We start from the raw sequence: 24,224 nt of genomic DNA, 5'->3' as shown, positions 1-24,224 counted from the left end.
AATGACGAGAAAGAGAAAGGTGTCAACTATGTCTATTACGATGGGCGCATGGTCGGAGGTGGGCAAGCTCCGTCAGGTGATCGTGTGCGAACCCGGTCTGGCACACGAGCGCCTTACCCCGAGTAACGCCGCCGGCCTCCTCTTCGACGACGTCCTGTGGGTGGAAAAGGCAGTGGAGGACCACCGGCGTTTCCAGGAGGAGATGACCTCTCGGGGCATTGAGGTGCTGGAAAAGCACGCGCTGCTGACCGAGGTCGTGGCCCAGCCGGAAGCCCGCGCCTGGCTGCTGGAGCGCAAGCTCTCGCACAACCAGGTGGGCTACGGGGTGGGCGAGGAGCTGCGCTGCTGGTTGGATGGGATGGAGGCCTCCGAACTGGCCCGGTACCTCATCGGCGGCATCGCCTACGAGGATCTGCCGCAGGACTTTGCCGGTCACATCACGACGGAGATCGCCAAGGCGCACGAGGGCACCGAGTTCCTGCTCAGCCCCCTGCCCAATACGCAGTTCACCAGGGACACCTCCGCCTGGGTCTTCGGCGGCGTGTGCCTCAACCCGATGTTCTGGCCCGCCCGTCGGCAGGAGACGCTGCTGGACTCCGCTATCTACCGCTTCCACCCTCGTTTTGCGGATCAGGACTTCGACGTGTGGTACGGCAGGGAGCAGGAGGATCATCAGCGGGATCACGGCCTTTCGACCCTCGAGGGGGGAGACATCATGCCGCTGGGCAAGGGCGTGGTGCTGGTGGGGATGGGGGAGCGCTCCTCCTGGCAGGCGATCTCCCAGATGGCGGCGTCGCTTTTTGCCAAGGGTGCCGCGCAGCGGGTGATCGTGGCCTCCATGGCCCCGGATCGGGCCTCGATGCATCTGGACACGGTGTTCAGCTTCCTCGACCTGGATACGGTCACCGCCTATACCGAGGTGGTGGACTCCATCCGCCCCATCAGCCTGTTCCCCGGGGAGAACGGCGGAGTGGAGGCGCGCGCGGAATCACGGTCCTTCGTGGACGTGGTAGCCCAGGCGCTCGGCCTGCCCGAGATGCGGGTCATCCCCACCGGCGGCAACCCCTTCACCGCTCAGCGTGAACAATGGGATGATGGCAACAACGTGGTGGCCCTGGAACCCGGCGTGGTGATGGGGTACGACCGCAACGTCAACACCAATGCCCTGTTGCGCAAGGCCGGGATCGAGGTCATCGAGATTGGTTCCGCCGAGCTGGGGCGCGGTCGCGGTGGCGGCCATTGCATGACGTGCCCGGTGACGCGCGAACCCGTGGATTACTAACGCACAGTCAGTACGCATCCTTAAACTTCATTATCCCTTAGAAAGGGGAGATCATGCCTATCAGCCTCAGCGGTCGTCACTTCCTTACCCTCCTGGACTACACCCCGGGGGAGATCCGCTACCTGCTCGACCTATCCAAACAGTTCAAGCGCCTGAAGCTCGCCGGTACCCCGCACCGTTATCTCGAGGGCAAGAACATCGTCCTTCTCTTTGAAAAGACCTCTACCCGCACCCGCTGCTCCTTTGAGGTGGGCGGCATGGACCTGGGCATGGGCGTGACCTACCTGGAGCCGGGTAGCTCCCAGATGGGCAAGAAGGAATCCATCAAGGACACCGCCCGGGTCCTGGGCCGCATGTACGACGGCATTGAGTACCGGGGATTCGACCAGAAGAACGTCGAGGAGCTGGCGGCGCACGCCGGGGTTCCGGTATGGAACGGCCTGACCACGCAGTTCCACCCCACGCAGATGATCGCGGACATGCTCACGGTGGAGGAGAACTTCCCGCAGGGCCTGAAGGGCCTCAAGCTGGTGTTCATGGGGGACGCACACAATAACGTGGCCAATTCCCTCATGGTCGTCTGCGCCAAGCTGGGGCTGCACTTCGTGGCCTGCGGCCCCCAGTCGCAGATGCCCGAGGTGGATCTCGTGGAGACCTGCCGGGAGGTGGCCCGCCGCAGCGGGGGCAGCGTCACGCTCACCGAGGACGCGCAGGAGGCCGTATCCGGCGCGCACGTGGTGTACACGGACATCTGGGTCTCCATGGGGGAGGAATCCGAGGAGCTGTGGAAGCAACGCATCGCCATGCTGGAGCCCTATCGCGTGACCGCCGAGTTGATGGAGCGCGCGGACAAGGACGCCATCTTCATGCACTGCCTGCCCTCCTTCCACGACACCGAGACCACCGTGGGGGCGGAGATCGCGGAGAAGTTCGGGATCGAGGAGATGGAAGTCACCGACGAGGTGTTCGAGGGCCCCCGTTCGCGCGTCTTCGACGAGGCGGAGAACCGCATGCACTCCATCAAGGCCATCATGTACGCGACGCTTTCCTAGGGGGACGGTGATGAATGCAACGATGAGCACGCCGCGCACGCAGCAGGCATCACACACGACCCCTCATACGCAGCGCATGGTGATCGCGCTGGGTGGTAACGCCCTCGGCTCCACGCCGCAGGAGCAGCTCGAACTGATCTCCACCACGGCGAGGTCCATCGTGGACCTCATCGAGGAGGGGCACGAGGTCATCGTCACCCACGGCAACGGCCCGCAGGTGGGAATGCTGAAGGTGGCCACGGACTACTCGGCGCAGCACGGAGGCGGCACCCCCACCGTGCCTTTCCCGGAATGCTCCGCGATGTCGCAGGGATACATCGGCTACCACCTGCAGCAGGCGCTGGAAAACGAACTGAGCCGTCGGGGAATGGATACCCCGTGCGCCTCCGTGATCACGCAGACCGTGGTGGCGGCGGACGACTCCGCCTTTGAGCACCTGAGCAAGCCCGTGGGGGCCTTTTACACGCGGGAGGAGGCCGCCCGGCTCATGGTGGAGACCGGACACGAATACGTTGAGGACGCGGGGCGCGGATGGCGCCGAGTCGTTGCCTCCCCGCATCCCACGCGCATCGTGGAGTCCGGCGTGATCCAGGATCTGGTGGCGCGCGGGGCCGTGGTGATCTCCTCCGGCGGCGGTGGTATCCCGGTGATCGAGGGATCTCGGGGCCTGGAGGGCGTGGCGGCGGTCATCGATAAGGATCGCTGTGCGGCCGTGATCGCGGGCCAGGTGAATGCCGACGTCCTGGTCATTCTCACCGCCGTGGAGCAGGTGGCGCTGGACTTTAATACTCCTCGGCAGCGCAACCTTAGCTCCCTGACCAGCGCCCAGGCCCGCGAGTATATCGAGGCCGGGCAGTTTGCCCCCGGATCCATGCTGCCCAAGGTGGAATCGTGCTTGCAGTTTGTGGAGGGCCATCCCCAGCGCAGGGCCATCATTACCTCCCTGGCCCGCGCCAAGGACGCGCTCAGCGGTACGACCGGTACGGTCCTTACCGCTTAACCCGCGGCGGGGCGGGTGCGCTTCTCGCCCGCTCCGCGGCGCGTATTCCTTATTTTTCCTGAAATATTTGGAGAAAAAAATGCCAGAAACGCCAACTCGAATGGCCCGGCATTCCATGATTATCCGCCTGGTGAAAGAAAATGAGGTAACCAGTCAGGCGCAATTATCGGATTTACTTAAGGAGGTGGGAGTTAAGGTAGCCCAGGCCACTTTATCCAGGGATCTCGAGGAACTGGGCGTGCGGAAAGTGAAAAACTCCGCGGGGCACGCCGTCTATATGCAGTGCGAGGCGGACGCGGCATGGCACTGCGCGGGGCCGAGGGAACGGCTGCGCAAGCTCCTGGCCCGCACGCTGGTGGACCTGGAGACGGTGCGCTTTGGCGTGGTGCTGCGCACCCCGCCGGGGGCGGCACAGTACCTTGCCAGCGGGATTGATACGGCGGGCTTGCCCGAGGTGGTGGGGACGATCGCCGGCGATGACACGATCCTGGTGGTGGCGCGCGAACCGCTGACGGGAGAGGACCTCCGCAGGGTCTTTATTCAGTGAGAGATAAACCATTACTCCGGTTCGAAGCATGGTAGCGGGCGAGAGCGCTGTGCTAGCGTGAGGTGGGGCGTGGAAAGAGATTGTGCTTTCCCGCCCCTATCATAAAGGCATCCTTTAAATAGCCGCACAGAGAGGCGGGGAAGGAGGTCACGATGAGCACGCACGGACACGAGGTAGAGCTGCTTAGTGCAGCGGATATTAAGCGCACCGTGGCGCGCATCGCGCACCAGATCATTGAAAAGACGGCGCTGGGATCGGCGGGGGGTGATCGGGTGGTGCTGCTCGGCATTCCCACGAGGGGGGTGCCGCTGGCGCAGCGTCTCGCCCGGGCGATCCAGGAATTCTCGGGGGTTGAGGTGGCGGTGGGGTCGGTCGACATCACCCTGTACCGCGATGATCTTTCCACCGGCCCGCACCGGACCCTGCAGCGCACCGACGTGCCCCGGGAGGGAATCGATGGGGCCACCGTGGTGCTCGTGGACGACGTGCTGTTTTTCGGGCGCTCCGTGAGGGCCGCCCTGGACGCACTGCGCCATCTCGGACGCCCGGCTTCGGTGAAGCTGGCGGTTCTGATCGATCGCGGTCACCGCAGGCTGCCCATCCGTGCGGATTTTGTGGGAAAGAGCGTACCCACCGCGCTCAGCGAGGACATCGACGTTCTCCTGGACGAGGCGGACGGCCGCGATGCCGTGCTGCTGCGCCGCCCGGAGGACCTTAAGACCAGAGAGGAGACGGCCGAGTAATGAAGCACCTATTGAGCATTGCGGACCTCAGCGCGGACGAGATTACCTCCCTGCTGGACGAGGCCGATAACTTTCAAAAGCTCCTTTCCGAGCGCGAGGTGAAAAAACTTCCCACCCTGCGCGGTAAGACGGTCTTTACCCTCTTCTACGAGAACTCCACCCGCACCCGCTCCTCCTTTGAGCTGGCCGCGAAGTGGCTCAGCGCGGACACGGTGAACATCTCCGCCTCCACCTCCTCGGTGCAAAAGGGCGAGTCCCTGCGCGATACCGGCCTGACCCTCAAGGCGCTCGGCGCGGACGCCATCATCATGCGCCACCCCTGCTCCGGCGCGCCCGCGCAGCTCGCGCAGTGGGTGGCCCCCGGCGGGGACGGCCCGTGCGTCATTAACGCCGGCGACGGTCAGCACGCCCACCCCACCCAGGCGCTTCTCGACGCCGTGACGATGCGCCAGAGGCTCGGCTCCCTCAAGGACCGCAAGGTGGTCATCGCCGGGGATTGCCTGCACTCGCGCGTGGTGCGCTCCAACGTGGAGCTGCTTGCCAAGGTCGGGGCGCAGGTGGTGCTGGTGGCCCCGCCCACGCTCATGCCGTTCGGCGTGGAAACCTGGCCGGTGGAGACCTCCTACGATCTCGACGCGGAGATCACCGATGCCGACGCCGTGATGATGCTGCGCGTGCAGCAGGAGCGCATGCGCGGCGGGTTCTTCCCCTCGGCGCGGGAGTATTCCGCGCGCTACGGGCTCGACGCGCGCCGCCTGGCAAAGATGCCCAAGAGGGCGCTGGTGATGCACCCTGGCCCCATGCTGCGGGGCATGGAGATCGGCTACGACGTGGCGGATTCCGAACAGACCGTGGTGCTTAACCAGGTGACCAACGGCGTGCACGTGCGCATGGCCGTGCTCTTTGCCACCGTCCTGGGCGAATAACTCACAAGAGGAGACAACAACAATCATGGCAACCGATTACCCCCAGACCGGCCCGCTCAACGCCCCCGAGCTGGACAGCCTGCTCATCCGCGAGGTGCGTCCCTACGGCGAGGGCGAGCTGGTGAACGTCCTGGTGCGGGACGGCGTGATCGCCTCCCTGGACGCGGGCGACGCCACTGCGGAGCGCGTGGTGGAGGGTCGCGGCGGCGTGCTGCTGCCGGGCCTGGTGGACATGCACGTGCACTTCCGCGAGCCCGGCCGCGAGGACGCCGAGGCCATCGCCACCGGCTCCCGGGCCGCCGCGCGCGGCGGTTTTACCGCCGTGTTCACGATGGCCAACACCACCCCCGTGATCGACCAGCCCGTGCTGGCCGACGCCGTGTGGGCCAAGGGGCAGGAGGCCGGGCTGTGCGACGTGCACCCGGTGGGGGCCATCACCAAGAACCGCGAGGGTAAGCAGCTCGCGGAGCTGGGCATGATGGCCGACTCCCAGGCTCGCGTGCGCGTGTTCTCCGACGACGGCACCTGCGTGGATAACTCCGCCCTCATGCGCCGCGCCGTGGAGTACTCCAAGGCGCACGACGTGCTGCTGGCCCAGCACTGCGCGGATCCGGTGGCCACCGAGGCCGCCGTGGCCCACGAGGGCCCCACCGCCGCCCGCCTGGGCCTGCGCGGCTGGCCGCGCGCCGCCGAGGAATCCATCGTGGCCCGCGACCTGCTGCTCAGCCGCGACTACGGAGGCCGCGTGCACATCTGCCACGCCTCCACGGCGGGCACCGTGGCCCTGCTGAAGTGGGCCAAGGAGCAGGGCATCGAGGTCTCCGCCGAGGTGACCCCCCACCACCTGCTGCTCACCGACGCGCGCCTGGAGACCTACGACGCGGTGAATAAGGTCAACCCGCCGCTGCGCGAGGACTCCGACGTGGCGGCCCTGCGCCAGGCGCTTCTCGACGGCGTGCTGGACTGCGTGGCCACCGACCACGCCCCTCACGCGGCGGTGAACAAGTGCTGCGAGTTCGACCACGCCCTGCCCGGCATGCTGGGCCTGGAGACCTCTCTGGCGATCATCGCGGAGATCTTCGTGCGCGCGGGCCTGGCGGACTGGCGCTGGGTTGCCAAGGTGATGAGCGAGCGGCCCGCGCAGATCACCAAGCTGCCCGGGCATGGCCGCCCCCTGGCGGTGGGCGAGCCCGCGAACCTCGCCGTGGTGGCGGAGGATCGTCCCTGGACGGTGAAGCCCAGGGAGCTGGCCTCCAAGGCGGAGAACACCCCCTTTGCCGGGATGGAGTTCCACACCAAGGTGGCCGCCACGGTGCTGCGCGGCAAGGTCACCCACGAGGGTTAACCCGGTGAGAGCAGTGGCTCCGTATCGGAGCCACTGAGCCGCCAACGAGAATTGGGGGAGGAAAGCTGTCTTCCATCTGAGATGGAGACAGTTTCCTGCGTGAGGCGATATGCTGGAGCATTAATCCCGCTACACAGAAGAAAGTCCTCTTTATGGTGGACCTCGGCGGCGACCTGTGTGCCATTGAGGCGCAGTAGGGCATTATCGTCCTGCTGCAGCTCCGGCACATCGCTTTCTTTTACGTTGAGCGCCTTTGCTACCTGATGTCGTTGCGCATTAGAACAAAGTGCAACGTATTCTTCCCATTCATCGCCGTATACATCGGCGAGAGTGAGTATTACATTTCCGGAATCAATCCCTCTTTCGCTAGCGGCCTTTTCTGTGGTGGCAAGGAGTGCTTGGTCATCCTTGGTGTCGGTGGAGCATGAGGAAAGAAGGGGAAACGAGGTTAAGAGTACCGGGGGAGAAATTTTTACTATTCTATGCTTGCTGCTGGTGCGACTGTCGCCACGATTGCTCCCATTGGGAAAGATGCGTGAAATATCTTCGCGATGAACCCCCTTTATGGTTGTGGGGTAGTATGATCTTGATCCCAGTGGAGTCTTTGTGGTTCGGTAAGGGTTTTCAAGGTTTTCGGTTTTGATATGCGAGGACCTGTGTCAAAGCGTTTTTTGGTACAGATCCTCATCCTTGCGTGGTGGGGTGGGGTGCATGTCCTAGAGGCTCAGTGCGCCCGTGCCCAGGCCCCAGGCCGCCACGGCGGAGGCCAGCACCACCACGGCCACCACGGCCCACTCGAAGGGGCTAAACAGCGGCTCGCGCCTGCGCAGCCGGGTGACCACGTAGGGGATCAGGCCGGGGAGCAGCGCCAGCGCGCCGAAGAGCACGTAGGTGGGGTCGGCGGCGTAGAAGAGCCACAGCGAGTACACCAGGGCGATGCCGCCCACCAGCAGGTGCCGCTGGTTCTCGCGCGCGCTCATGGCGGGGCCGGCGTCGTTAAACGCGATCCCCGCGCGCGGGTGCGTCAGCCCGCGGCCCCGGGCCGCCAGCAGCACCAGGTAGAGCGCGGAAAAGAGGTAGGGCAGCAGGTAGAGCACGGTGGCGAGCTGCACCATGGAGACGTAGGTGGTCTCGTTGAGAAAAAACACCACCACGAACATCTGAATCACGGCGGTGGACACGAGCTGCGCCATCCAGGGCGCGCCGGAGCCGTTGGTGGCGCCCACCCTGCAGGGCAGGAGACCGTCGGCCGCCATGAGCATGAGGGGCTCGGCGCAGAGCATCTGCCAGGAGACGTAAGCACCCAGCACGGAGAGGCACAGGCCCGCCGAGACGAGCCCCGCGCCCCAGGGGCCCACCACGACCTCGAGCACGGAGGCCATCGAGTTATCCGGCAGCGCCGCCAGCTCCGCCTGGGTGAGCACGCCGAAGGAGAGGGCGGACACGCTGACCAGGAGGGCCAGCACGGAAAGGAAGCCGATCACGGTGGCGCGGCCGATGTCGCGGCGGGAGCGCGACTGCCGGGAGTACACCGAGGCCCCCTCGATGCCGATGAACACCCACACGGTAAAGAGCATGGTGCCCTGGATCTGCTCGAAGACGCTGGCCCCGCTGGCCTCGCCCCAGAAGTTCACGGTGAAGCGGTCCCAGCTAAACCCGAGGAAGGCGGTGAGCACGATGAAGGAGAGGATGGGTAGGAGTTTGGCCACCGTGGTGACGGTGTTGAGCAGCGCGGCCTGCTGCACGCCGCGCGCCAGAATGGCGAAGATGACCCACGTCAGCGCGGAGACGGCCAGGGCGGTGGCAAGCCGGTGCTGCTCGGAGAAAATCGGCACGTAGTGGCCCAGGGTGGTGAAGAATAACGTGGCGTATCCCACCTGTGCGATGATGGACCCCAGCCAGTAGCCCCACCCGGAGGCAAAGCCGATGAAGTCGCCCAGCCCGGCCCGCGCGTAGGCGTACACCCCGGAGTTCAGGTGCGGCTTGCGGCGGGCCAGGATGTGAAAGACAAAGGCCACGGACAGCATGCCCACCCCGGCGATGCCCCAGCTCATGAGCATGGCGCCGGGCGCGGTCACGGAGGCAATATTCTGGGGCAGGGAGAAGATCCCGGCACCCACCGTGGAGCCGATGATGAGCGCTACGAGCGTCCACATGGGGACGGAGCGGGTGCTTTCTTCCTGGGAGATTCCTACAGTCACCCACCCAATTTATCGGATTGGGTAAGGGGAGATAAACCCGCCCGCCGAATATCCCGTACCGTGGGAGGGCGGTAGTACATAAAAACCGCGAAAGGATGAATAACAATGGGTTTTCTTGACGAGGCCAAGAAGAAGGCCGAGGACTTCCTGAAGTCCGATAAGGCCGAGGAGCAGACCGATCAGGTGCTGGACAAGGCCGCCGACCTGGCCAAGGACAAGCTGGGCCAGGACAAGGCCGACCAGGTGGACAAGGTGCGCAACGCCATCGACGATAAGATTGGCGGCCAGTCCGCGGCGGATAACCCCGACGAGCAGTAATGCTGGCGCTGCTTCTCGACGCCCGCTGGCCCGACCAGATCCCCCTGGACGCCTGGGGGCGCTGCACGGGGCCGGTGCGCGGCACCGAGGAGGCGCCGCCCGGCGTGGTGAGGCGGCTGGGGGAGGTGCTGCCGGCCGGGGAGGGCACGCTGGTGACCACGCGGCCCGAGGAGATCCCGGAGGGCTGCGAGGTCGTTGCGGCGCCGAGCCTGGACGATCCGATGCGCCGGGCGCGCCAGGTGATGCGCCGGGCGCGTCGGATAGGGCAGTGGGAGCGGGGGCAGACGCACGCCACGCTGGTGCCCTACCTGCTCGAGGAGGCGGCGGAGTTCGCCCAGGAGGTGCGCGGGGGCGGCACCGGCCGGGAGCTGCGCGGGGAGCTGGGCGACGTGCTGCTGCAGGTGCTCTTTCACTCCCAGATTGCGGAGGAGCGCGGGGACTTTGACCTGGACGACGTGGCCATGAGCTTTATACATAAGATGCACTCGCGCGCGCCCTACCTCTTCGACGGCACCGAGGAGGTCGTGCCGGTGGCCGAGCAGGAGCGCCTGTGGGCCGAGGGCAAGCGGCGGGAGCGCTGCGCTACCATGAATCCTCATGGCGGGTGAAGGGCGTAGGGCGGCAGGCTGCGGATGCGGCATCGTGCTTGCCCTGATCCTGGTGATTGCGCTGGTGGCGTGGGGGTTTGCGGTGCTGGGTGGGTATCAGGGGGCGCGTAGCCTCCAGCCGATTCCCCGGGAAACCCCGCCGCGCGCGGGCGAGGAGGTTCCCGGGATAGACGTGCACGCCCCGGGACGAACCTCGGACAAGCTAGGCTTTTGGGCCGAACCCCTCGCGGAGGACACCGGCATTCCCGAGGCCGCGCTGCGCGCCTACGGCAACGCGGAGCTGATCGCCGCCGACGCTTGGCCCGGTTGCCACCTGCGATGGACTACCCTGGCGGGCCTGGGCTATGTGGAGACTCGCCACGGCACCTATTCCGGCAAGTGGTTCAGCCACTCCAGCATCGGGGAGGACGGCGTGGTCTCCCCGCCCATCGTGGGCATCCCCCTTGACGGCTCCCCCGGCGTGGCGGAGATCCCGGACACCGACGGCGGCCGCCTGGACGGCGATAGCGAGCACGACCGCGCCGTGGGACCCATGCAGTTCATCCCGGAGTCCTGGGCGCGCTACGGGCGCGACGCCAGCGGCGACGGCACGGCGGACCCGCAGCAGATCGACGACGCCGCGCTCACCGCCGCCCATCTTCTGTGCTCGGGGAGGGACCTCAGCGACGCCGATCAGTGGGAGGATGCCATTCGCTCCTACAACATGTCCGAGGAATACCTGGTGAAGGTGCGCGATGCCGCCAACTCCTACGCGCTGCGCCAGCCGGCGCCCTAGGAGGGACCTCCGTCACAGCCAGGCACGTTCGGGCAGACTCGGACACCCACGCGCGGGATTTTCTGGAACAATTGAACAGGGGAGGCGCGCTGGCGCGTCACGAACCCCAGGAAAGTACCGATTGACATGGCAATAGGAGGCCACGATGGCTGACATCATGCACGTTTTTGCCCGCGAGATCTTGGATTCCCGCGGTAACCCGACCGTCGAGGCGGAGGTGTTCCTGGACGACGGCGCGCACGGCGTGGCCGGCGTGCCCTCCGGCGCCTCCACCGGCGTGCACGAGGCGCACGAGCTGCGCGACGGCGGCGAGCGCTACCTGGGCAAGGGCGTGAGCAAGGCCGTAGAAAACGTGAATGAGGAGATTGCGGACGAGATCGCCGGCATGGAGGCCGACGATCAGCGCCTGATCGACCAGGCGATGATCGCCCTGGACGGCACCGAGAACAAGTCCCGCCTGGGCGCGAACGCCATCCTGGGCGTGTCCATCGCCGCGGCCAAGGCCGCCGCCGAGTCCGCCGGGTTGCAGCTCTACCGTTACATCGGCGGCCCCAACGCCCACGTGCTGCCGGTGCCCATGATGAACATCGTCAACGGCGGCGCCCACGCGGACTCCGGCGTGGACGTCCAGGAGTTCATGATCGCTCCCATTGGCGCGGAGACCTTTGCCCAGGCGCTGCGCACCGGCGCCGAGGTCTACCACGCGCTGAAGTCCGTGATTAAGTCCAAGGGCCTGTCTACCGGCCTGGGCGACGAAGGCGGCTTCGCCCCCTCCGTGGGCTCCACCAAGGAGGCCCTGGACCTCATCATGGAGGCCATCAAGAAGGCCGGCTTCGAGCCCGGCAGGGACGTGGCCCTGGCCCTCGACGTTGCCTCCTCGGAGTTCTTCAAGGACGGCGCGTACCACTTCGAGGGCGGCCAGCATTCCGCCGAGGAGATGGCCAAGGTCTACGAGGAGCTGATCGACGAGTACCCCATCGTCTCCATCGAGGACCCGCTGCAGGAGGACGACTGGGAGGGCTACACCGCCTTGACCGCCGCCATCGGAGACAAGGTGCAGATCGTGGGCGACGACTTCTTTGTGACCAACCCCGCCCGCCTGCGCGAGGGCATCGAGAAGAAGGCTGCCAACGCCCTGCTGGTCAAGGTCAACCAGATCGGTACCCTCACCGAGACCTTCGACGCCGTGGAACTGGCGCACCGCAACGGCTACCGCACCATGATGTCCCACCGCTCCGGTGAGACGGAGGACACCACCATCGCGGATCTGGCGGTGGCGCTGTCCTGCGGACAGATCAAGACGGGTGCCCCGGCCCGTTCCGAGCGCGTGGCCAAGTACAACCAGTTGCTGCGCATCGAGCAGGAGCTGGGCGAGACCGCCGTGTACGCGGGGCGTGATGCCTTCCCGCGTTTCCGAGGCTAGGAGCCTGTGTTGGGGGGGGAACAGCCCGCCGCTTTTGTTGTTTGTGTGTGGGCAGGGGGCGTGCACTGACTGGGCCCGCTGGCTATATATTTCTTTCTTTCGCTGGCAGACACGGTGCTGTCGGAGTGTGTCTGAACAGGAAAATCGACTAGAATTTTAACGCCTCTTCTTGATGGACAGACCTTCGGGGTTGCGATGGTGGCTTTTGCGGTGTGGATGGGGATAGATTCAGGGTTATTGCAATTTTTTACTGTTATTCCATCTTTTATTAATGGGCATGCTTGTATGTTGTTTCGTGTGAGATTCTGTGGGTGTGGAATTTTCTGGGCAGGTGGATTGCGGCGGGTTAAGTGGAACCTGTATGGGAGCGTTCATGAGAAAAAATAGGAGAGATATTTGTTTTAGTTCCTACCAGCTCTTCGTGGTGTTGCCAGATATTGCTCGGGGGTGAGTATAAAGGATGAGTAGGGAGGGTGCAGGGCGGAAGGGAAAATAATTTTTCCGACTGTAGAAAGGCGGTAAATTTTTCTTTCTGATTAACTTCAATCCTTATTGTGGATATAATTGATATTTAGAATAGTGGTACTTTCCTTTCTCTAGATGGTTCTTATTGCTGAATGTGCGGGTAGATATTTTCCTATTTGACTATCTGGGGGAAATCTGTGAAAATACGTTCACACTTCTGTCTGTCCAATTGTAGTTTCTGTCGAAATATGCCGTTCCCTTGGTGGTTAATTTCTTTTTTCAATTCCTTGTCAGTGTTGCTAAATCTTCCTAATATGGGAATGTTGGTAATTGTGTTTTTAATGTTAACGAACGATTCTTCTGTGCGTTTTTTTATCTCCTCTATATCAGGACATCATAGGAGTATTTTTTGATGTGCGACTGACGGTTTGATGGGGCGACCATTTTGTTCGCGGGAAGAGATTAGAGAATTGCTAATTTCTGGACAAAATGGAAGTTTTATGTCTCGAAATTCGATGCTGTAGAGTGTGGTTATCATCAGCATCGCAATGTTGTCGCGATACATCTGGCCATGGAACATTGCCTAACCTGCGCTGACTACGCCGCTGAGCTCTTGCATGAGATTCCAGTACTTATTGGCTGCTGTACGCACGGCTTTTGCGACATCAATGAGGTTGTCGAGCGAAAAGTAGAAGAGTGGAATCAGTAGTGTTTTAATGTCGTCTACGGCAACGCGTGATCGGGAAGGGTATGATCAGGTGTCGATCTTCGAACCTCAGTTAAGAACTTTCTCGTCAATTAAGTCGTTACTTCTTGTTCGAAATTGCAACGCCCTGTCGATGAAACTTGGAATAACACGATGCCGCGTTTCCTGGATTGATTCTCGTAAAGTGGACTTCGTCAGGCTTAAGTGTGGTTATTCGCGAGGAGTTGATGTTCACGCCGATGAGAACGCGTGCTGTGTTGAGACCTCCATGCAGATCAAAAAATCTGAAACTTTGACGTAGTTGAACTGCGCTTTCTCATCGATCCGGATGATGGGTTGATATACCTCAAAGAGGTCCTGTAAGCGTAATAAGCTATCCCCGCTGAAGGGCGATTTCAATGAGATGAACTGCGTCGATCCTTTCGGATGAGACGGTGGAGTAGTCAACCCACGCAGTGGAACTTGCTCCACGTACCGTACACCAGCTTTGAAGGTGTCACGAAGTGATACGATCTTAGGTAAGTTATTCTCGTTTGTTTCATGATAAAATGTCTTTCCTGTATCGAATCTGATTTTTTGCGGCGTTCGCGGCGAAAACTGTCTGCGAGATAGAATTTGAAGGCCGCGCTTGACTGCCTCAAGATTTTGTATTGGATGCAGAACCCTCGACCTGGAGTGGTCTAAGTTTTAGGTGTAGTCGGTTTAAGTTTTGGTCATGCTTTTTTGTTTTCATTATTGCGTATATTGTCGTGGGCTGAGGTGGTCCAGGTAAGAATGCGGATGGGAGTTATTGTAGAGCTGTGCTGACTGGGTTACGAGCGTGCTGGCGTGATTTAAGATTCTCTATACTGTTGTCCTCGAAAAGCTCGTCTCTCATCCGGGTATGAAACGACTCAACGAACCCGTTGTGCCAGGGATTACCCGGAGGAATGAGCGCCTGGACGTTTCATCCTCCTCAGCCCACTCGTGTAGTGCGTGAGCGGTGAGTTCAGGCTTATTATCCATATGCAGATCATCCGCGGGGCCCGCTAGGGTCAATGCAGGCCAGGTCAAGTATTTTTATCGTCGAGTCCGCATCGATCTGTTTATCGGCAGCGAAAGCGACGTGTTCGTGGGTATGCTCATCGATGACGTTGCATATCTTAAGGGTTGGAGTGCCCGGTGGAATCATGCTGGACATCCAACGCCTACACATGACTTGGGTACTGGGCTGCGAGAACCTCGCGATGATTCTGTGCCGCGATTCGCGTGCGCTTTTTTCGGTGCAGGACCTGTAGGGCTTGTTCACACCAGATCCGACGAAACGTTTCCCGGCACACTGCACATTCTTCAGGACAAGCGTTCATCCGGGTATGCCGGTGTCCCCATCGGCGGTGATCCTTGGTGAATTTATGGATCCATGTGCTTTGTGACGCGTATGTATCCGGCGTGTTGTCGCAGTTTCTGGCACGCTGATGCTCAAAGCGTGTCAGGTCCACAATCTGGCAAGCGGATCTTTGGCAGGAGCCTAGCCTGACTAGATGCCACACGGCATGGTGACAGCGAGCTGGGTTGAGACGTTTCCTTCTGAGAGTTCTTTGCGCGCTGTCTTCTCCCAATCGGCCTGTCCTGGCAGGCGCTCCAAGGTGGGAGTTGTCCTCATGAAGGCGCTGTCGTTCTCTAGCTTGGCTTTTGCTCGTCGATCCAGAGGTTGATTGCCGCCGGTTTAGCGTGGTGGTCCGGGTTAGTTTTTAGAGCCGTGCGGTTTGAGTGCCTTCCTGGGTTTGGTGGCATTGGTTGGTGTACTCAGTCGGCGGGATAAACCCTAGGCTTAAATGAGGATGATGGGTATCATAGCGCTTTGAACACGGTCGCAGGCAACACGACGCATGGGCAGGGTCGTCGAACATCTCGTCTTCTCACAGCTCGTCCACGTAGCCGGTTGTAGAAGGACTCCACAAACCCGTTATGCCAGGGCATTCCCAGTGGGATGAACGCTTCAACAGTGTCGTGCTTGGCTGTCATCAAGTCAGCTCATAGCTGGATGAACTCCGGGTCGTTATCCATACGCAACACCCCCGGCCTGCCGCCGCGCGCAGCGGCTAAAATTCTCCAGCAGGTCACTCACCGCAGTAGCGGTAATTAACCGAGTGACCTGAAAAACCACCATGCTCACCGGTGAACTCGTCGATCACGTTGCAGATCGTGAAAGGCTTTGCCCTGGTCGCTGCTATCAAACTGGAAGTCCAACACCCCACACTTCCCCTGGACACACAGCTGGCTGCGTGCGGGGTGTTGGCACAGGCAAGCACCGTCGCTTAGGAGCTTTGCGAGGCAAGACCCGCACACCCTGCTGGGGCCACAGGCGGCGCACCACATCACGGCCACAGGTCAAGGCCGGCTGGTCTGGCTTTTACCCAAGCGCGGCGAGAGTCCCAGCGTCGGTGCTCACCAGCGAAGGTGACGAGCCAACTGCGCAGAGCGGGGTATTTATCCACGCCAGGCTCCTGGTGGCGTTTGCCGGTGTTGTAGTACGCCGCTTTGGATACCCCGATGACGCGGCAGGCAAAGCGCGTGGAATAACCCACCGGTAGAGCGTAATCGATGGTTTCATATCTGCGTGCCGGGGTCAGATTTTCCCTCCGTGGGCTCTTTTAGTAGCACTTTTTCCCACTCGGTTTCCCCGAGTAGGTGCTTGAGCTTGGTGTTTTCTTCCTGCGGCTTTTTAAATGCGGTGGGCTCGGCTGCAGGGCATGTCGTGGTACTGCTTGACCCAGCGATGGTAGGTTGCCTCGCTGACGCCGAGGTCACGGCAGACTTCGGCCACGGTACTTACCCGAGGGCTTCATAGACCGGGCTGTGTCGAGTGTGGCCGCAATCTGCTCAGGGTGTGCTTCGAAAGCTTCTTCATGATTACCAGTCTTCCCGCCCAACAGGGGCTGTCACAGAAGACACGATCAAACCGCATGGTCTATCTAACCCAGCCCAGACCAGTGGTGTGACTGATACCTAGCTCTGTGAGGATCTAAGCTGTTGTTGATCGCGATTCTTTACAGCTCCCGGGTTTCATCAAGCTTGCGAGTAGTCTGTTCGGGAGTGTGTGTGCTGACCTTCTTTACCATTGGTCCATTCTTTCTACCTAGAGGCAGGGGATCAATGGACAACACTTAAGTCACTTGGACCTAAAACCTTAGAGCACTCCACACGCACATCAGGGCGGTGGAATGATGGTTTCTACAGGGTACTCCGGAGGTTGCGGACCGGATCGAACCTGCTCACCGACACCCAAGAAGAGCGTCTCGCGGAGTTGTTCAAGACTGAAGCTCATGCCCCCAGTCGAGGTGACCTCGAGTGTGTGCATTACATGGTTGCTGCCTATTCCTTCGCAAGATCGGACACCGCACACAGGTGATGAGCAAAGCCATCACTTGCGATGTTCCTACCGAGTTGTCCGAGCGACGAAAGCTGGGTCGGGCCCTGCAGAAACGCTGTGCGGACATCATGGCCTACGTGGGCCGTCGTACTACCTCGAATAAGCTGAGCGGGGCTATCAACGGCTTTCTCATCGGAATATGTGAGAAATATCTCAAAAATTTGAACTCTCAAAAGGGCCGCTTATGTGTTACCATAACGGGGATTTGTGAAGTCATGTACGCGTACGAAGGGCCTTATGTGGACAACATCAAACGTATAGTTGCCATATTTTCTTCTTTCATTGTTGCTTTTTCCTCGTTTCCCGCTGTTGCCGACGAGGGTTTCATGTCTCAAGCAGAAGAGAGTATGGACCGTATCTATAGGGAGTGGAAATCCTCCCCAGAGGAGCGTGGTCTAGGCGAGGAAGTAAAGAACTGGTCGCCAGATAAAGATTCTGAACTTACCTCCTTCATACCTAAAAATGAAACAAAAGTTGGTCATTCAGGAGGTGAAACCTTAATCGCCAATCATTTTGGCACATTTCCTTATTACCGCGCCGATTATGAAGAACGGCAAAAAACTGACCCAGCACTTCGATCCGATTCCTCTATCCTTGCCGGATGGGGAAGGCTTGAGGATGGCGATGTTGTATTCTGCATCGATCCGTATCGTCTTAGTTTCCATTCTCACAAGCAGAAAGTTGCCGGCATTGAGACTGGGGAAAAGCGTGCTCGAAATTTAATTTTCCGGAAAGATGGATCTGTGGATCCTAGGGTTTTTGGTCGAGCTGATGAATGGAGTCAACTTCAATTTGATGTAAATAAAAATCCAGGAGAATATTTTTCTCGAGCCACAAAGTACGAGGCGCCGAGAAAAATAGAGAGCGTTTATCGGAGGATTGATGGTGCTGAAAATCCCCATGCGCACCTCCCAAAAGTCAATCCTCGTCCGAAAGAAACTCTCAAGCAGGAGCATATTAATGTTGCTGTGCAGGCTATTAAGTTTGCACGTGAAGCAATGAAAAATAAATCAAATAAAGATATGCTTTTAGCTGGAATGACGCTTCGGCTAGCGGTGGGAAATCAGTCTGAGCAGCTCGAGAAAAATCCTAAATACAAAAATCTCGTCGGTCCTGCTCGGGAAAAATATAACGAGTGGAAAGAGGTACAGGCGCCAGAGGGCTCTTATATTGTAGTAAGGGATCCCTATGGTTATAAGGCAGATGAATCCATTTCGCCTCAGCGTGTCATCCCCATCGATCAACCTGGCGTTCCTGAGCCGCGTAAGCCGGTGGTGAAGACGCAGGCGGAGTTCGCTGAGGGTGCCACCCAGGTGGTTGCGGGTGCCACGGTCAACGACACGGTGACGTATGAGGATTTGGTGCCGGGTAAGCAGTACACCCTGGAGGCGCAGTTGGTGGATAAGGCCAACGAGTCGAAGGTGCTGGGTTCTGGTTCGAAGGACTTCACGGCGGATGAGTCGGGTAATGGTTCTGTGGTCGTGCCGATTACGGTGGATGATTCTGTGGCCGAGCCGGTTGAGGCTGCGGTGGCGTTTGAGACGCTGAAGTCTTCGGATAAGGAGGCGCAGGAGAATAAGGCTGCGGATCTGCCGGAGGGTTCTGCGGATGATGTGATCGCGGAGCATAAGGACATCGAGGATGCGGCTCAGACGGTGACCTCTGCTGAGGATCAGCAGGCGGCTATCGAGCTGAAGAAGTATATCGGTGATCAGAAGTTTGAGGGCCAGGAAGTGCCTCAGGCTGAGGGTGCCGGTAGCCCTGGTGTGATTGATGCGCAGGATAAGGACACTGCTTATGTTGCGAAGAAGGGTCAGGAGCTGACGGTCACGTTTGCGGTGAAGAACACCGGGAAGCTGAACCTGAAGGGTGTGAAGGTCACTGATGAGCTGATCACTGGTGAGGGTTTTGAGTCTTCTGAGTTGTCGGCTATTTCCCCGGAGTCCCAGGACATCGCTGAGGGTGAGACGAAGTACTTCACGGCGACGTTGACGGCGCCTGCTGCGGGTAAGTTCCATGGTGATAAGGCCAAGGCTGCGGGTACTCCGGTGGATGAGACCGGTAAGGAGATTCCGTGGGTCAATGGTGACGGTGAGCGTCAGCAGCCGGGTACTCCGGTGGAGTCGAATGAGGATCCCGCGCACGCGAAGACCTCTGAGCCGCGTAAGCCGGTGGTGAAGACGCAGGCGGAGTTCGCTGAGGGTGCCACCCAGGTGGTTGCGGGTGCCACGGTCAACGACACGGTGACGTATGAGGATTTGGTGCCGGGTAAGCAGTACACCCTGGAGGCGCAGTTGGTGGATAAGGCCAACGAGTCGAAGGTGCTGGGTTCTGGTTCGAAGGACTTCACGGCGGATGAGTCGGGTAATGGTTCTGTGGTCGTGCCGATTACGGTGGATGATTCTGTGGCCGAGCCGGTTGAGGCTGCGGTGGCGTTTGAGACGCTGAAGTCTTCGGATAAGGAGGCGCAGGAGAATAAGGCTGCGGATCTGCCGGAGGGTTCTGCGGATGATGTGATCGCGGAGCATAAGGACATCGAGGATGCGGCTCAGACGGTGACCTCTGAGGATGCTTCTAAGGTGTTGCCGAAGCCGAAGCGCCCGCAGGAGGGGGTGTCTCCTTCCAGTCAGGACGACAAGGATCAGGTCAACCCGGAAGATGAGTCTTCTGATGAGTCGATGCCGTCGTCTGAGAAGCCGGTGCCGGAGCCTTCCTCCCAGGCGCCTGTGGAGACGCAGGAGCCGACGGCGTCGGTGACTGCTGAGCCTGCGGAGCCGTCTGATTTGGAGCCGTCTATTAGTACGTCGGTGGATCCGAAGACGATGGAGATCGCCCCGGGCGGCAAGGTTGTCGATACGGTGTCGTATAAGGGTCTGAAGCCGGGTGTGGAGTACACGCTGAAGGCTGAAATGCGCGACAAGGATGATCAGGATCGTGTGATTGGTTCTGGTGAGAAGACGTTTACCACGCCGGCCTCGGATGCGGAGTCTGTGGATGGTTCCGTGGACGTGGACATCTCGTTTAATGCGAATGCCAAGGATGTGTCGTCTGCGGTGGCGTTCGAGGAGCTGACCTCGAAGGTTGTCGACGCTAAGGGCAATGAGACCCCGGATGTGTCGTCGCCGAACGCGATCGCGGAGCACAAGGACATCAACGACGCTGCTCAGACCGTGAACTCTGAGGAGAAGCCGGGTACTGCGAAGCTTGAGCTGAAGAAGTACATCGGTACTGAGGAGTTCACCGGTTCCGAGAAGCCGCAGGATTCCCCTGGTGCTGATGGTGTGGTGGATGCGCAGGATGCGTCGAAGGCGTTTGAGGCGAAGGATGCGGATCAGGAGCTGACGGTGACCTTTGTGGTGACCAACACTGGTGGTCTGGATCTGAAGGATGTCTCTGTTGCTGATGAGCTGACGGATGCGGATACTGCGGGTATCGAGCTTGGTGAGATTACTCCTGCCAAGCAGGACATCAAGGTTGGTGAGTCGGTGAACTTCACTGCGAAGATCAAGGCTCCGGAGGCTGGGACGTTGCATGCTGATGAGGCGAAGGCAACGGGTGTTCCGGTGGATGAGAATGGCAAGGAGGTTGCGTGGACGGATGTTGATGGCAAGGAGCACAAGCCGGGTGAGTCGGTGGATTCGGATGTGGATCCTGCGCATGCGGTGACCCCGAAGCCGGGCGAGGAGCCTGAGCCTGCTGCTGAGCCGGGCGAGCCGACCGAGAAGCCCGCGAAGCCGACCGAGAAGCCCGCGAAGCCGACCGAGAAGCCCGCGAAGCCGACCGAGAAGCCCGCGAAGCCGACCGAGAAGCCCGCGAAGCCGACCGAGAAGCCCGCGAAGCCGGTGATCACGACGGATGCTGCGATTGAGGATCATGGTGCCTTGGTGGCTGGTGCGACGGTGGTCGATACGGTGAGCTTCAGCAACCTGGTTGTGGGTAAGAAGTATGAGTTGTTTGCTGAGTTGATGTGCAAGGATTCTGGTGAGTCCACGGGTGCGACGGCGAAGGTGACGTTTGTGCCGCAGGTTGCTGATGGTCAGGTCAACGTGCCGGTGACGGTGGTTGATGGTGGTTGCTTGAAGCAGGTTGCTTTTGAGACGTTGTTGAATGCTGATGGTGAGGTGGTGGCTGTGCACCATGACATCAATGATGAGGCGCAGACGGTGTCGGCGCAGGATGTGTTGAAGCCGGCCCCGTCGCAGGAGGTGAAGGCGGCGAAGAAGGATAAGAACGTCACGGTGGTTACCGAGGGTGCGCCTGAGGTGGGTAAGGCCGTGGCTCCGAAGACGCCGCGTCGCTCGATTAAGGCGATTCCGTCTGGTTCCTTGGTGTTTGAGGAGGGTATGCCCTCTCGGATCTAGGGCAGTGACAGTGGCCGGGCGCTTAAAGCGGTGCCTAGGGCTGGATGGGTGAGAGGCCCCCTGTGGTTGGTGGATAACCGCCGCAGGGGGCCTTCCCTTATGTGCAGGGCACGCCCCCACCCCCGATGAACCCCCACGAGGCCGTTACCCCAGCGCGATCCGGTGGAGCAGGGTCCGCTGCTTATCGCTGAAGTTGTCGTCGGAGGCGACCAGGAGCTGCGCGCGGCCGTCGGCAAGCCGGGGTGCCCAGGCCAGGGCCTCAATATTGTCCGGGTGCTCGGGCAGGGATGCGAAGTCGAACACCAATTCCTTGCGCGCGGGCGTCTCGGAGCCGTCGAGGGCCTCCTTGCCCAGCACGTTCGTGGCGCCGTCCAGCGTGACCCGGTAGATCTCGCCGCGATTCCCTCGCCCCGGCACGTAGCCGCGCTCTATGACGTAGAGGCTGCCGTCCTCGCCCGCGATGATCTCGGAGACGCCCCGGTCGCGGGCGCCGGGGTAGAGCGCGCCGACCTCCAGGGGATACTCCGCGAGCGGCTGGCCGGTGTCCAGGGCGTAGTGGGTGAGGCGAACCCGCATTCCGCGTTCCTCTGAGTTCATGGGGCCGTCCTGCACAAGGGTGCCCTCGTTGGCCGTGACGAGCGCGTCCTCCCCGAGGACCGCCAGCCCCTCGTTGGCCTTGTTGTGCCGCACGCCGCGTGTGCCCTCGGAGTCGGGGGCGTGGTAGGAGGGCACGGAGAGGCGCCTGATCTCCTTACCGGAGGCGTCGCTGAGGATCACGGCGGGGGAGCGGAAGTTCCCTTCCTTGGCCCACCCCTCCGAGGTCCACGCGAGCTCCCCGCCAGGGAGGCGGTGTTCTCCACCGCGGTGGCGGTGGCCCCGCCGCCCTGGGCGTGCCCCCACAGGTCGATGGGGGAGCATGGGTCGGCTGAGGCGTCGAGGAGGCGGCGGCCTCCTCCCGGTGGTGCACGTAGGTGTGTGCCCCGGGGTGCCGAGCCCCACGTAGTCCGTCATGGTCACCCGGGCCCCGGCCAGGAGGGCGAGGTGGGCGATGGGTAGCTCGTAGAGTTCACACCCAGGGCGGCGGAAAGTAGAAGGGGTCGTCGGAGGCGAAGAGCGGTGCGGCCTGGGCAGGGGCCGCGATCCCGTGAAGGAGGGCCGCGAGGCAGGTGGTCAGCGCAATAAGTTTTTAGAGGAAATATATCCATAAGGAAATTATTTCGCCCGGCGCGGAACCTGGCAAGTGCGGCGTCGAGGCTGGGCGGGGCGCTGCTTACAATGGTGCCCATGCACATCACGGACCTGCCGGAACGCTCCCAGGACTACCTGAAAAAGATTTATGATCGCCAGGAGTGGGACGGCGGCGCAGCCAGCCTTTCCGACCTCGCTGCGGCCCTGGGGCAGCGCCGATCCACGGCGTCGGAGGCCATCAAGAGGCTGGTCGCCGCGGACCTGGTGGATCACGCTCCCTACGGGGACGTCACGCTCACCGAGCAGGGGCACCGCCTGGCCGTGCAGTTGGTGCGCCGCCACCGCCTCATCGAGTCCTTCCTGGTGCAGTACCTGGGATACCGCCTCGACGAGGTGCACGACGAGGCCGAGGTGCTGGAGCACGCCGTCTCGGATACCTTCGTGGAGCGTATCGACGCCGCCCTGGGGTATCCGCAGCGGGACCCGCACGGCGATCCCATCCCCGGCGTGGACGGCCACGTGGACGAGCCGGGGGCGGTGGCGCTGTCCTCGGTTCCGCCGGGGGCCAGCGCGGTGGTGGAGCGGGTACGCGACCGCGACCCCGCCCTGCTGCGCTACCTGAGCGACCACGGGGTGCTGCCCGGCGCGCGGGTGGAGGTCCTGCCCCCGCCCTACCCGGGCATGGCCCTGCTCAGGGTGGGGCGAGACGAGGTGAGCGTGAGTGCTGCGGCGCTGGAATCCATCCTCGCGCTAAGATAAGAAGCCTATGGCACCCAGTGACCGGAAACCTAAGCGCCAGCGCGGGCGCGTTCCGGTGTCCCACCGCGATACAGAACCGGAAGGCCCGCGCGCCCGGCTTCGCGTGCCCACCGTGCGGCTGAGCATCGCGGAGAGCGCCGTGATCGTGGTGGTGGCCATCCTCATTCTGGGGGCGGTGGCGGTGCCGCTGCGCAACTATTTCCAGGGGCGCACGGACATCGCCCGTACCACCGAGGCCATCGCGCAGAAGCAGGAGGAAAAGGACCGCCTGCTGAGCGAGATCGACCGCTACGGCTCGGAGGCATACCAGCGCGAGGAGGCTCGCAAGCGCCTGGGCGTGATCGAGGAGGGGGAGACCGCGTTCCGCATCCTTGACCCCGCCATGAGCACCGGTTCCGAGGCCGCGCAGGACCAGGACGAGGAGGGCGCGCAGCAGTGGTGGAGTGTGTTGTGGGACTCCATTACCATTCCCGACTCCGCCACGTCCGAGGAGCCGCTGGAGGCCGGCGAGGTGGACACGCACATGCCCATCGAGGAGGAGCGTCCCCTAGACTGATCGGCATGACAGTCAGCGCAGCCGATCTTTCCACCGTTGCCGAGCAGCTGGGCCGCACCCCCCGGGGTGTGCTCGACGTCGCCTACCGCACCCCGGATGGTGCCCCCGCCGTGGTGAAGACCGCCCCGCGCCTGGAGGACGGCACGCCCTTTCCCACGCTGTACTACCTCACCGACCCCCGGCTCACGGCGGAGGCCTCGCGGCTCGAGGTGGCGCACGTGATGTCCTGGATGACCTCGCGCCTGGGGGAGGACGCCGCCCTGGCCGCCGACTACCGCGCGGCCCACGAGCACTACCTCGCCACGCGCAACGCCCTCGAGGACCTGGGCACCGACTTCTCCGGCGGCGGCATGCCCGACCGGGTAAAGTGCCTGCACGTGCTCATTGCCTACGCTCTCGCGGAGGGCCCCGGCAGGCTGCGGCTGGGCACTGAGGCCGTAGCGATGGCCGCCGACCACGGGAACCTGCGTGGCACCGCCATCCCCGCCGACTGGCCGACCGCCGAGGGTCTGGGCATCAACCTGGACGACTTTGACTTCTCCCGAGCGTAAGGGGCA

20 protein-coding genes are annotated in these 24,224 nt (G+C 61.7%); 15 read left to right on the top strand and 5 right to left on the bottom strand.

What is annotated here, in order from left to right; translation table 11 throughout:
• Positions 1–28: 28 nt before the first annotated feature.
• From Clow_RS08025 to Clow_RS07995, 7 genes are all read left to right on the top strand, one after another.
• Positions 29–1,282 (top strand): arginine deiminase, encoded by a 1,254-nt coding sequence (locus Clow_RS08025; protein WP_055178269.1) that lies wholly within the window; start codon positions 29–31, stop codon positions 1,280–1,282.
• A 53-nt stretch (positions 1,283–1,335) separates the two neighbouring features.
• Positions 1,336–2,334: an ornithine carbamoyltransferase gene (argF, locus tag Clow_RS08020; RefSeq protein ID WP_055178268.1), complete on the top strand. Its 999-nt coding sequence runs from the start codon at positions 1,336–1,338 to the stop codon at positions 2,332–2,334.
• A gap of 10 nt (positions 2,335–2,344) precedes the next feature.
• Entirely contained in the window at positions 2,345–3,334 is a 990-nt protein-coding gene (gene arcC / locus Clow_RS08015; RefSeq protein ID WP_245625733.1) for a carbamate kinase, read from the top strand.
• Between the two features lie 79 nt (positions 3,335–3,413).
• Positions 3,414–3,881, top strand: a complete 468-nt coding sequence (gene argR / locus Clow_RS08010; protein ID WP_055178266.1) for an arginine repressor — start codon at positions 3,414–3,416, stop codon at positions 3,879–3,881.
• A gap of 152 nt (positions 3,882–4,033) precedes the next feature.
• Complete coding sequence (pyrR, locus tag Clow_RS08005) at positions 4,034–4,624, top strand: bifunctional pyr operon transcriptional regulator/uracil phosphoribosyltransferase PyrR (RefSeq protein WP_055178265.1); 591 nt, start codon at positions 4,034–4,036, stop codon at positions 4,622–4,624.
• Complete coding sequence (locus Clow_RS08000; protein WP_055178264.1) at positions 4,624–5,550, top strand: aspartate carbamoyltransferase catalytic subunit; 927 nt, start codon at positions 4,624–4,626, stop codon at positions 5,548–5,550. Before pyrR ends, Clow_RS08000 begins: the two co-directional genes overlap by 1 nt.
• A gap of 25 nt (positions 5,551–5,575) precedes the next feature.
• Complete coding sequence (locus Clow_RS07995) at positions 5,576–6,895, top strand: dihydroorotase (RefSeq protein ID WP_055178263.1); 1,320 nt, start codon at positions 5,576–5,578, stop codon at positions 6,893–6,895.
• A gap of 716 nt (positions 6,896–7,611) precedes the next feature.
• Here Clow_RS07995 and Clow_RS07990 read toward each other — a convergent pair.
• The gene (locus tag Clow_RS07990) at positions 7,612–9,096 is read right to left on the bottom strand and encodes an amino acid permease (protein WP_082418607.1); all 1,485 of its coding nucleotides are present in this window, start codon (positions 9,094–9,096) and stop codon (positions 7,612–7,614) included.
• Between the two features lie 105 nt (positions 9,097–9,201).
• Here Clow_RS07990 and Clow_RS07985 point away from each other — a divergent pair, with 105 nt between their 5' ends.
• From Clow_RS07985 to eno, 4 genes are all read left to right on the top strand, one after another.
• A complete protein-coding gene (locus tag Clow_RS07985; protein WP_055178261.1) occupies positions 9,202–9,414 on the top strand; it encodes an antitoxin in 213 nt (70 codons plus the stop codon).
• Entirely contained in the window at positions 9,414–10,022 is a 609-nt protein-coding gene (locus tag Clow_RS07980) for a MazG nucleotide pyrophosphohydrolase domain-containing protein (RefSeq protein ID WP_055178260.1), read from the top strand. The genes Clow_RS07985 and Clow_RS07980 overlap by 1 nt, the downstream gene beginning before the upstream one ends.
• The gene (locus Clow_RS07975; RefSeq protein WP_055178259.1) at positions 10,012–10,797 is read left to right on the top strand and encodes a lytic murein transglycosylase; all 786 of its coding nucleotides are present in this window, start codon (positions 10,012–10,014) and stop codon (positions 10,795–10,797) included. Before Clow_RS07980 ends, Clow_RS07975 begins: the two co-directional genes overlap by 11 nt.
• Positions 10,798–10,942: 145 nt before the next feature.
• Positions 10,943–12,220, top strand: a complete 1,278-nt coding sequence (gene eno, locus Clow_RS07970) for a phosphopyruvate hydratase (RefSeq protein WP_055178258.1) — start codon at positions 10,943–10,945, stop codon at positions 12,218–12,220.
• Positions 12,221–14,178: 1,958 nt separating this feature from the next.
• Here the strand turns inward: eno and Clow_RS12255 are convergent.
• From Clow_RS12255 to Clow_RS12250, 3 genes are all read right to left on the bottom strand, one after another.
• Positions 14,179–14,322 carry an integrase core domain-containing protein gene (locus tag Clow_RS12255; RefSeq protein ID WP_156334824.1) on the bottom strand — a complete coding sequence of 48 codons (144 nt, stop codon included), beginning with the start codon at positions 14,320–14,322 and terminating at the stop codon, positions 14,179–14,181.
• A 1,426-nt stretch (positions 14,323–15,748) separates the two neighbouring features.
• Positions 15,749–15,958, bottom strand: coding sequence for a hypothetical protein (locus tag Clow_RS11790; protein WP_156334790.1), 210 nt, complete (start codon positions 15,956–15,958; stop codon positions 15,749–15,751).
• A gap of 137 nt (positions 15,959–16,095) precedes the next feature.
• Positions 16,096–16,197, bottom strand: a complete 102-nt coding sequence (locus Clow_RS12250; RefSeq protein ID WP_082418606.1) for a transposase — start codon at positions 16,195–16,197, stop codon at positions 16,096–16,098.
• Between the two features lie 584 nt (positions 16,198–16,781).
• On the opposite strand from Clow_RS12250, the gene Clow_RS12160 reads away from it, so the two are divergent.
• On the top strand, positions 16,782–21,164 hold the full coding sequence (locus tag Clow_RS12160) for a VaFE repeat-containing surface-anchored protein (RefSeq protein ID WP_156334788.1): 4,383 nt from the start codon (positions 16,782–16,784) through the stop codon (positions 21,162–21,164).
• Positions 21,165–21,308: 144 nt separating this feature from the next.
• Here the strand turns inward: Clow_RS12160 and Clow_RS07940 are convergent, their stop codons facing one another.
• The gene (locus tag Clow_RS07940) at positions 21,309–22,064 is read right to left on the bottom strand and encodes an esterase-like activity of phytase family protein (RefSeq protein WP_169786577.1); all 756 of its coding nucleotides are present in this window, start codon (positions 22,062–22,064) and stop codon (positions 21,309–21,311) included.
• 384 nt (positions 22,065–22,448) lie between these two features.
• Between Clow_RS07940 and Clow_RS07935 the strand changes: the two genes are divergently transcribed.
• Genes Clow_RS07935 through Clow_RS07925 form a run of 3 tightly spaced genes read left to right on the top strand, consistent with a single transcriptional unit; the run spans position 22,449 to position 24,218 of the window.
• Complete coding sequence (locus Clow_RS07935) at positions 22,449–23,111, top strand: metal-dependent transcriptional regulator (RefSeq protein ID WP_055178386.1); 663 nt, start codon at positions 22,449–22,451, stop codon at positions 23,109–23,111.
• 7 nt (positions 23,112–23,118) lie between these two features.
• A complete protein-coding gene (locus Clow_RS07930; RefSeq protein ID WP_069724600.1) occupies positions 23,119–23,667 on the top strand; it encodes a septum formation initiator family protein in 549 nt (182 codons plus the stop codon).
• 5 nt (positions 23,668–23,672) lie between these two features.
• Complete coding sequence (locus tag Clow_RS07925; RefSeq protein ID WP_055178253.1) at positions 23,673–24,218, top strand: DUF501 domain-containing protein; 546 nt, start codon at positions 23,673–23,675, stop codon at positions 24,216–24,218.
• Positions 24,219–24,224: the final 6 nt, after the last annotated feature.

Source organism: Corynebacterium lowii, from assembly GCF_001412085.1.
Classification (GTDB): Bacteria; Actinomycetota; Actinomycetes; order Mycobacteriales; family Mycobacteriaceae; genus Corynebacterium; species Corynebacterium lowii.
The sequence above is the reverse complement of the archived record's forward strand: the minus strand, read 5'-3'. Positions and strand labels throughout refer to the sequence as shown.